The sequence below is a fragment of the Anoxybacillus sp. TBDG-1 genome, from assembly GCF_054815885.1.
Genome location: NZ_JBTZSY010000066.1, coordinates 1 through 9,155 on the forward strand (window position 1 = coordinate 1; position 9,155 = coordinate 9,155).

8 protein-coding genes and 1 pseudogene are annotated in these 9,155 nt (G+C 41.8%); 7 read left to right on the forward strand and 2 right to left on the reverse strand.

Annotated elements, in window-relative coordinates; genetic code table 11:
• The first annotated feature begins 195 nt into the window (after window positions 1-195).
• The 7 genes from rocF to glmS all read left to right on the forward strand — a co-directional run bounded on the left by rocF (window position 196) and on the right by glmS (window position 8,078).
• The gene (rocF, locus tag ACYQY7_RS13170) at window positions 196-1,092 is read left to right on the forward strand and encodes an arginase (RefSeq protein ID WP_461202718.1); all 897 of its coding nucleotides are present in this window, start codon (window positions 196-198) and stop codon (window positions 1,090-1,092) included.
• A 122-nt stretch (window positions 1,093-1,214) separates the two neighbouring features.
• Window positions 1,215-1,778, forward strand: coding sequence for an RNA polymerase sigma factor SigW (gene sigW / locus ACYQY7_RS13175; protein ID WP_461202720.1), 564 nt, complete (start codon window positions 1,215-1,217; stop codon window positions 1,776-1,778).
• Between the two features lie 20 nt (window positions 1,779-1,798).
• On the forward strand, window positions 1,799-2,413 hold the full coding sequence (locus ACYQY7_RS13180) for a zf-HC2 domain-containing protein (protein WP_461202721.1): 615 nt from the start codon (window positions 1,799-1,801) through the stop codon (window positions 2,411-2,413).
• A gap of 63 nt (window positions 2,414-2,476) precedes the next feature.
• Entirely contained in the window at window positions 2,477-3,298 is an 822-nt protein-coding gene (gene cdaA / locus ACYQY7_RS13185) for a diadenylate cyclase CdaA (RefSeq protein ID WP_461202731.1), read from the forward strand.
• Window positions 3,291-4,526, forward strand: coding sequence for a CdaR family protein (locus tag ACYQY7_RS13190; protein WP_461202723.1), 1,236 nt, complete (start codon window positions 3,291-3,293; stop codon window positions 4,524-4,526). Before cdaA ends, ACYQY7_RS13190 begins: the two co-directional genes overlap by 8 nt.
• Before the next feature lie 16 nt (window positions 4,527-4,542).
• Window positions 4,543-5,889 carry a phosphoglucosamine mutase gene (glmM, locus tag ACYQY7_RS13195; protein WP_461202725.1) on the forward strand — a complete coding sequence of 449 codons (1,347 nt, stop codon included), beginning with the start codon at window positions 4,543-4,545 and terminating at the stop codon, window positions 5,887-5,889.
• Between the two features lie 386 nt (window positions 5,890-6,275).
• Window positions 6,276-8,078 (forward strand): glutamine--fructose-6-phosphate transaminase (isomerizing), encoded by a 1,803-nt coding sequence (gene glmS, locus ACYQY7_RS13200; protein WP_461202727.1) that lies wholly within the window; start codon window positions 6,276-6,278, stop codon window positions 8,076-8,078.
• Between the two features lie 79 nt (window positions 8,079-8,157).
• Here the strand turns inward: glmS and ACYQY7_RS13205 are convergent.
• Together ACYQY7_RS13205 and ACYQY7_RS13210 are read right to left on the reverse strand one after the other, a co-directional pair.
• Window positions 8,158-8,496, reverse strand: a pseudogene (locus ACYQY7_RS13205) (acyl-CoA thioesterase); the annotation flags it as partial.
• A gap of 107 nt (window positions 8,497-8,603) precedes the next feature.
• On the reverse strand, window positions 8,604-9,155 hold a 552-nt coding region (locus tag ACYQY7_RS13210), incomplete at its 5' end, for an IS66 family transposase (protein ID WP_461202729.1).

A 9,155-nucleotide genomic window follows, 5' to 3' on the forward strand; every position in this document is an offset into this window, starting at 1 on the left:
GGAGAGCGCCTGCTTTGCACGCAGGAGGTCATCGGTTCGATCCCGATAGGCTCCATAGATATTAGAAACCTTAGGTACTGCCTAAGGTTTTTTTCTTTTTATTATAGAATAAATATTCAAAAAGTTGTCGAGTTGAGCCAACTGTTTCTCCTCATGTACAATAAACATTAGATACAGCAAGGGGAGGAGATCAAGATGAACATCTCGATTATTGGTGTGCCAATGGACTTAGGACAAACACGTCGTGGCGTTGATATGGGACCAAGTGCCATTCGCTACGCGGGTGTAGTGGAGCGTTTGGAAAACTTAAATCATGATATTGAAGATTTAGGCGATATTCAAATTGGTCGCGCTGAGCGCGTTCAAGATGTGACAAGTCCAAAATTACGAAATTTGAAAGCGGTTGCTGAAGCAAATGAAAAGCTAGCTGCTATAGTGGATGAAGTTGTAACAAGAGGTCGCTTTCCACTTGTTCTCGGTGGTGATCATAGTATTGCGATTGGGACACTTGCAGGAGTGGCTAAACATTACAAAAATTTAGGCGTCATTTGGTATGATGCGCATGGAGATTTGAACACGGAAGAAACTTCGCCTTCGGGGAATATTCATGGTATGCCGCTTGCAGCAAGTTTAGGACTTGGTCATCCAGCTTTAACGATGATTGGTGGATATAGCCCAAAAGTGAAACCAGAAAATATTGTGATCATCGGTGCTCGTTCACTTGATGAAGGCGAAAAACAATTAATTAAAGAAAAAGGAATTAAAATATATACAATGCATGAGGTTGATCGTCTAGGTATGACGAAAGTGATGGAAGAAACGATTGCGTATTTAAAAGAACGAACAGACGGTGTACATTTGTCTCTTGACTTAGATGGACTTGATCCACACGATGCACCGGGAGTTGGAACACCTGTAATCGGTGGACTGACGTATCGTGAAAGCCACTTAGCGATGGAAATGTTAGCTGAAGCACAAATTATTACGTCAGCAGAGTTTGTTGAAGTAAATCCTATTTTAGATGAACGAAATAAAACGGCTGCAACCGCTGTTGCTTTAATGGGATCGTTGTTTGGTGAGAAGCTCGCATGAGAGGTGGCATGATGCCCCCTCTCGATTTTTTTAAAAAAATTAACATATTCGTTGCGATTTATGGAACTTTGCTTTATGTTATTCGTATAAAATAGTAGCCCCCATGTGGAGGTAAATATTGAATGGACATGTTTATTAGGCAACGCATTAAAGCGGTAAAAAAAGGAGATCAAAGTGCTTTTGCAGATATTGTTGAGATGTACAAAGATAAAATTTATCAACTATGCTATCGGATGTTAGGAAATCGTCACGAGGCAGAGGATGCTGCCCAAGAAGCGTTTATTCGGGCGTATGTTAACATTCATACATACGATCCGACAATGAAGTTTTCTTCTTGGCTATATCGTATTGCAACAAATTTATCGATTGATCGCATGCGTAAAAAAAAGCCAGATATTTATTTAGATGCGGAAGTATCAGGAACAGACGGGCTAACGATGTATTCCCAGCTCGCAGATGAAGGAACTTCCCCGGAAGATGCGTTAGAAAGTTTAGAGTTACAACAAATGGTACAAGAAGCGATTTTAAAACTACCGGAAAAATATCGCACCGTCATCGTCCTAAAATATATTGATGAATTATCGCTACAAGAAATTAGTGATATTTTACACTTGCCGATTGGCACGGTAAAAACGCGCATTCATCGTGGTCGTGAAGCATTGCGCAAACATTTAGACCATTTATGATTAAGAAGGAGTGAGAACAGATGCCATGCTCTAAAAAAATTGTTCAATGGATGCATGACTACCTAGACGGAGATATTCAAAAAGAAGAAGAGCAACAATTACGTAGACATATTCAACAATGTGAAGCATGCCGAGAACATTTTTATGCATTGGAAAAAACAGTGGCGTTTGTCGAAAATGTTTCTCACTTCACCCCTTCAGACGATTTTATTAAAAAAGTCATGTACAATTTACCTCGTGAAAAACGGCGTGTACGTTGGAAACGATGGCTTACCCATCATCCGTTTTTAACGGCTGCATCATTATTTCTCCTATTAAGCACGAGCAGCTTATGGGCAGTTTGGCAAGAGGATAATGAATTTTCATTTTCTAAGCAAGAACATTTAATTGTCCAAAACCATACCGTCATTGTGCCAGAAGGGAAAGTCGTGGAAGGTGATATCGTTGTTCGAAACGGCGATATTAAAATTGAAGGAGAAGTGCATGGCAATGTTACCGTCATTAACGGTCATAAATATTTAGCTTCTGCTGGTGAAGTAACTGGACAAATTGAAGAAGTTAATGAAGTATTTGATTGGATTTGGTATAATATAAAAAGAGTCGGTTACAATATCGCCAAAACATTAACGAAATAGCCATCCATATTGATGGCTTTTTTACATGTGAGAGCAATTAGAATGAGTGAAGGAAGTGTAAAAATGCCATTTGGAGAGCTCCCAACATTTGTGAATTACCTCATTAAGTTTGTAGACATTCTTGTCGTTTGGTTTGTCATTTATAAGCTCATTATGGTTGTGCGCGGCACGAAAGCGGTGCAACTGCTTAAAGGGATTATTGTCATTATTCTTGTCCGAATTGTAAGTAGCTTCATTGGATTAAGCACGTTACAATGGTTAATGGACCAAGCAATTACATGGGGTTTTTTAGCTATCATTATCATTTTCCAGCCCGAATTACGTCGAGCACTTGAACAACTAGGAAGAGGAAAACTGTTTTCAAGAAGTACGACCCCTGAAGAGGAAGAACAAACGCATATGATTGAAGCAATTGTAAAGGCAATAGAGTATATGGCAAAACGACGGATCGGAGCTCTTATTTCCATTGAACGAGAAACAGGAATGGGCGATTATATTGAAACCGGCATTCCATTACACGCACATGTTTCATCAGAGTTGCTCATTAACATTTTTATTCCAAATACACCACTTCACGATGGAGCTGTCATTATTCAAAAAAATCAAATTGCTGCGGCATCTTGTTACTTGCCGCTATCAGAAAGTCCATTTATTTCTAAAGAGCTCGGCACACGGCATCGCGCGGCATTAGGTATTAGTGAAGTGACAGACAGTATTACTGTCGTTGTATCTGAAGAAACGGGAGCGATTTCTGTTACGAAAAATGGGGAGCTTTATCGCGATTTAAAATTAGATGTATTACGAGAATTGCTGACGAAAGAGCTCATTCAACCGAAAACGACTTCTTCATCTCGTTGGCAGTGGAGGGCGAAAAAAAGTGGATAAATGGATGAATAGCCCGTGGTTTATACGCATTTTTTCTTTATTGTTAGCGCTTATGATTTACGTTTCAGTTAATATTGAAACACAGTCTAATAGTACGTCACGAAATACGGTTGGGCAAACGGATGTTGAAACGGTGACGGACGTCCCAGTCGTAGCTTATTACGATCAAGAAAACCTTGTTGTTTCTGGCATTCCTCAATCGGTCAACGTCATGCTTGAAGGACCAAAAAGCATCGTCAAGCCGACGAAGCTGCAACGAGATTTTGAAGTGTACGTTGATTTATCTAAATTACCAATTGGTACGCATACCGTCCCTTTGAAATACCGAAATATTTCTGAAAAGTTACGCGTCAGCATTGATCCAGCGACAATTACTGTGACTATTGATGAACGAGTGTCAAAAGACTTTCCGGTGGAAGTCGACTTTATTAATAAATCGCAAATTGCAGATGGTTATTCACCGGAACAACCAATTGTTAAGCCAAATATTGTGAAAGTGACGGGAGCAAAAACATTAATTGATAAAGTGGCATTAGTAAAGGCACGCGTCGATTTAAAAGGAGTCGAAGAAACGATTGAACGAGAATCGAAAGTGACGGTGTATGATAAAGAAGGAAATGTATTACCGCTCGATGTGGAACCATCTATTGTCGATATTACCGTACCGATTAAAAGCCCAAGCAAAACCGTTCCTCTAAAAATCGAACGAAAAGGAACGTTACGAGAAGGATTAAGCATCGTCAAAATGGAAGTCATTCCGAGTGAGGTAACGATTTTTGGACCAAAGGCAAAAATCGATGAAATCGAATTTATTACTGGCGTGGAAATTGATTTAAGCGGTATTACAAGCAATACGACTTTACAAGTCGATGTACCTGTTCCAAAAGGAGTAAAAGCTGTAGACCCAGCGAAAGTTACAATTTTAATTGAAGTGGAACAAGAAAAAGAGAGAACGTTTTATAATGTTCCGATTGAAATCATTGGACTAAACGATGCATACAAGGCTGAATTTATAAATCCTATCGATCAAAATATGACGCTCACGGCTTTAGGAGCTCAACGTGTACTCAATGCTATTCAGTTGCAGGATATTGAGGTATACTTAAACGTTAGTGAATTAGGCATTGGTGAGCATAATGTGCCAATTGAAGTCAATGGACCTCAAAACGTTCGATGGAAACTACCGCAAAAAGAAGCAACCATTCGTATTACAAGAAATGAGTCATGATAAAAGGAGCGATAGCATGGGTAAGTATTTCGGAACAGACGGTGTTCGAGGGATTGCCAATAGTGAATTAACACCAGAATTAGCTTTTAAAATTGGCCGTTTTGGCGGTTACGTATTAACGAAAGATAAAGAACGTCCAAAAGTATTAATTGGGCGCGATACGCGCATCTCTGGTCATATGCTTGAAGGGGCGTTTGTAGCTGGACTGCTCTCCATCGGAGCAGAAGTGATGCGCCTTGGCGTGATTTCTACACCAGGTGTAGCATATTTAACAAAAGTGTTAGGGGCGCAAGCGGGGGTCATGATCTCCGCTTCGCATAACCCTGTTCAAGATAACGGCATTAAGTTTTTTGGTCCAGATGGCTTTAAGCTGTCTGATGAACAAGAACAAGAAATCGAAGCTCTTCTCGATAGCGAAGAAGATACGTTGCCACGTCCAATCGGCAAAGATTTAGGGCAAGTAAACGACTATTTTGAAGGTGGACAAAAATATTTACAATATTTAAAGCAAACGGTGGACGAAGATTTTTCCGGTATTCATGTCGCGCTTGATTGCGCGCACGGTGCGACATCGTCGTTAGCGACGCATTTATTTGCCGATTTAGATGCCGATGTGTCGACAATGGGAGCATCACCGAACGGGTTAAATATTAACGACGGTGTCGGTTCAACACATCCGGAGGCGTTAGTTGCATTTGTGAAGGAAAAAGGAGCAGATGTAGGATTAGCGTTTGATGGTGATGGCGACCGATTAATTGCGGTTGATGAAAACGGTGAAATTGTTGACGGTGACCAAATTATGTACATTTGCGCAAAATATTTACATGAACAAGGGCGTTTGAAACATCAAACGGTCGTCTCAACCGTCATGAGCAACCTTGGCTTTTATAAAGCGCTTGAAGCGCAAGGGATCAAAAGTGTGCAAACAGCCGTTGGTGACCGTTATGTCGTCGAAGAAATGAAAAAGAACGGCTACAATTTAGGTGGAGAACAATCAGGGCATATTATTTTCCTTGATTACAACACGACAGGGGATGGGTTGTTGACAGCGCTACAGCTTGTCAACATTATGAAAGTAACGAAAAAGCCGCTTTCTGAGTTAGCGGGGGAAATGAAAAAATACCCACAAAAGTTAGTGAACGTAAAAGTAACGGATAAACATGAAGCAATCGCAAGCGAAGAAGTGCAACGCGTCATTCGTGAGGTAGAAGAAGAAATGGCTGGAAACGGTCGTATTCTCGTTCGTCCGTCTGGTACGGAACCGCTCGTTCGCGTCATGGCAGAAGCGCCGACAAATGAACTTTGTGATCAATACGTCGAGCGAATTGCAGCTGTTATTCGTGAGCGCTTTGGCGCACAATAATGTTTTCGGTAAACGATATGCATAAATGGAACGGTTTATTCCATTTATGCATATTTTGTTTATACAGGGGGGTAAGCGATACACATTGACGTTTGCTTCTTTGTTGTTGTAAACTATTGTTGTTTGACATCTTACATGAAAGGAGGGTAGCGGAAAACAACAGTTATTAAAGCGCCTGGACTAAGCTTGGACGGAAAAAAGCTTAGTTGACGAGGAGGAGGTTTATCGAGTGTTCGGCGGATGCCTCCCGGCTGAAGCGATGACGGCCGCAAGTTCTTTCTTAAAACAAAGAGGCGACTCTTTGCACAAAGGAAAGAACGTTCATCGCACATATGACTCAAGGGGCAAGAGCCCCTTCTTGCCCCTATTATTAGGGAGGATTTGTTATGTGCGGAATTGTTGGTTATATTGGTGAACAACCATCAAAAGAAATTTTATTGTACGGATTAGAGAAATTAGAGTATCGTGGATACGACTCTGCAGGGATTGCGTTATTGAACGGTACAGGTGTCCATGTGTTTAAAGAAAAAGGTCGGATTGCTGACTTACGTGCCATTGTCGCAGAAGATGTAGACGCGCCGCTTGGCATCGGTCATACACGTTGGGCGACACATGGCGCGCCAAACCGCGTCAATGCTCATCCACACCAAAGCGCATCTGGCCGCTTTACCCTTGTGCATAATGGGGTAATTGAAAACTATGAGTTGTTAAAACGTGATTATTTAGCGCACGTGTCGTTTAAAAGTGATACAGATACAGAAGTCATTGTTCAGTTAATTGAAACGTTTGTAAACGAAGGATTATCGGTAGAAGAAGCGTTTCGTAAGACGCTTTCGCTCTTGAAAGGTTCATATGCGATCGCTTTAATTGATGCAGAAAATGATGGCGTCATTTACGCGGCGAAAAATAAAAGCCCGCTTTTAGCTGGATTAGGCAAAGGATTTAATGTTGTCGCAAGCGACGCATTAGCGATGTTGCAAGTGACAAACGAATACGTCGAGTTAATGGATAAAGAAATCGTCATTGTCACAAAAGAAAGTGTAACGATTAAAAAGTTAAATGGTGAAGTCGTAGAGCGCGCACCATATGTGGCGGAATTGGATGCAAGCGACATTGAAAAAGGAACGTATCCTTACTACATGTTAAAAGAAATTGACGAACAACCGCTCGTCATTCGCCGTTTGATTGAAAAATACCGCAATGAACAAGGTGAATTAGCGATTGACGAAAACATCGTTCAAGCAGTCAAAGAAGCGGATCGCTTATATATCGTCGCATGCGGCACGAGCTATCATGCTGGTTTAGTCGGTAAACAATTGATCGAGAACTGGGCGAAAATCCCTGTCGAAGTGCATATCGCAAGCGAATTTTCGTACAACATGCCGCTTTTATCAGAAAAACCGCTATTTATTTATATTTCACAAAGTGGGGAAACAGCGGACAGCCGTGCGGTGCTTGTACGTACGAAAGAGCTTGGTCATAAATCATTAACGATTACGAACGTGCCAGGCTCGACATTATCGCGCGAAGCAGATTATACGCTTCTTCTTCACGCTGGACCAGAAATCGCTGTTGCATCAACGAAAGCATATACAGCACAAATTGCGGTGCTTGCGATGTTAGCAGCGGTTGCTGCAAAAGCAAAAGGCATCGAGTTGAATGTTGACGTCACAAAAGAACTCGGCATTGTTGCAAATGCGATGGAAACACTTTGCGATGCAAAGCATGAAATGGAACAAATCGCCCGCGAATATTTAGCGACAACACGCAACTGCTTCTTTATCGGTCGTGCAGTTGACTATTATGTCGTATTAGAAGGCGCATTAAAGTTAAAGGAAATTTCTTATATTCAAGCAGAAGGCTTTGCGGGTGGAGAATTAAAGCACGGTACGATCGCTTTAATTGAAAATGGCACACCAGTGATCGCATTAGCGACACAAGAACATGTGAACTTAAGCATTCGCGGTAACGTCAAGGAAGTTGTCGCTCGCGGCGCTAATCCGTGCATGATCTCAATGAAAGGATTAGACATGGAGGACGACCGTTTCGTCATCCCAGCCGTTCATCCGATGCTTACACCGCTTGCATCTGTCGTACCATTGCAATTAATTGCTTACTATGCAGCCTTACACCGTGGCTGCGACGTCGACAAACCGCGCAACTTAGCGAAGTCAGTAACGGTGGAGTAAAGCTTAGAAGGAATGAAAAAACCACACGCCATAGATTATGATATATGTAATCGGGCGTGTGGTTTTTTCGTGTAAATATCTATGCCTTGTTGATTCGTTTGTTTTGCTGATGTAGTTGTACAATTTGTTCCTCTTGTTCGCTAATGATGACTTTTGGAACAGGCGTCGGTTTTTTGTTTTGATCGATGGCGACCATCGTTAAAAAGCATGTGGTTGTTAAGTGATGCTCGCCTGTAAATAAATCTTCCGTTTCGACTTTGACGAATACTTTCATGGATGTGCGGCCGGTCGAGTAGACGAATGCTTCGAGCTTTAAAATGTCACCTACTTTTGCAGAAGAAATAAAGTCAACTTTGTCAATCGAAACAGTAACGACTGCTTTTCGTGCATGGCGCATAGCGGATATTGCCTGAATTTCTAAAAATATTCTGATCACTTTTAAAGTAAAGAAGGTAACTATTCACCCCGATAGTAGTATGTAAAAAAGCGCAACACAAATAGGGCATCTCCGTGATAGAAAATGCCCTAAGTGATAGAAAGAACACGATCGAGCGTGTCGCCCGTCAACAGAAGACATAACGAGTCCCACACGTTTTTTTCGTGTTTCGCGAGTGTGGAAACGATGCTTCTTGTGATACAAAAAGACTGGGCGAATGTTTCTTCGCGAAACGTACCCGAAATGTTCTCTTTGACTTTAACCATGCGAAGATCGCGTTCGGCTTGGTTGTTATCAAAGGGAACATGTACTTCACGTAAGAAACGCAGTGCTTCTTCCTTTCGTTTTTGAAGGCGTCGAACAAAAGCGAGTGCTTTTTTCGGAAGAGGCGTCTTCGCTTCCAATCGGTGTTGTGCTCTTTCTAGGATGCGATCATACACTCGTTCCCACCGTCTCGCTTCTTCTTCGGAAAGTGCACCGTGATGGGCTTCGACGGCTTGCTTGGCGGCTAACAGAAACGTGGTCATGCGCATCGCCCACGTATGCCCTTGTTCGATGAATCCTTTTAACTCACGCAAATGGTGGACGTGACAAAGGGCATGGGTGGCTTGCGTGTATTTTGGATACGTACCGAACCCATC

What these genes read in the sequence shown, in the direction of transcription:
- rocF (WP_461202718.1), top strand. Translation starts at nt 196, where the DNA reads ATGAACATCTCGATTATTGGTGTGCCAATGGACTTAGGACAAACACGT.
- glmS (WP_461202727.1), top strand. Translation starts at nt 6,276, where the DNA reads ATGTGCGGAATTGTTGGTTATATTGGTGAACAACCATCAAAAGAAATT.
- glmM (WP_461202725.1), top strand. Translation starts at nt 4,543, where the DNA reads ATGGGTAAGTATTTCGGAACAGACGGTGTTCGAGGGATTGCCAATAGT.
- sigW (WP_461202720.1), top strand. Translation starts at nt 1,215, where the DNA reads ATGGACATGTTTATTAGGCAACGCATTAAAGCGGTAAAAAAAGGAGAT.
- ACYQY7_RS13180 (WP_461202721.1), top strand. Translation starts at nt 1,799, where the DNA reads ATGCCATGCTCTAAAAAAATTGTTCAATGGATGCATGACTACCTAGAC.
- cdaA (WP_461202731.1), top strand. Translation starts at nt 2,477, where the DNA reads ATGCCATTTGGAGAGCTCCCAACATTTGTGAATTACCTCATTAAGTTT.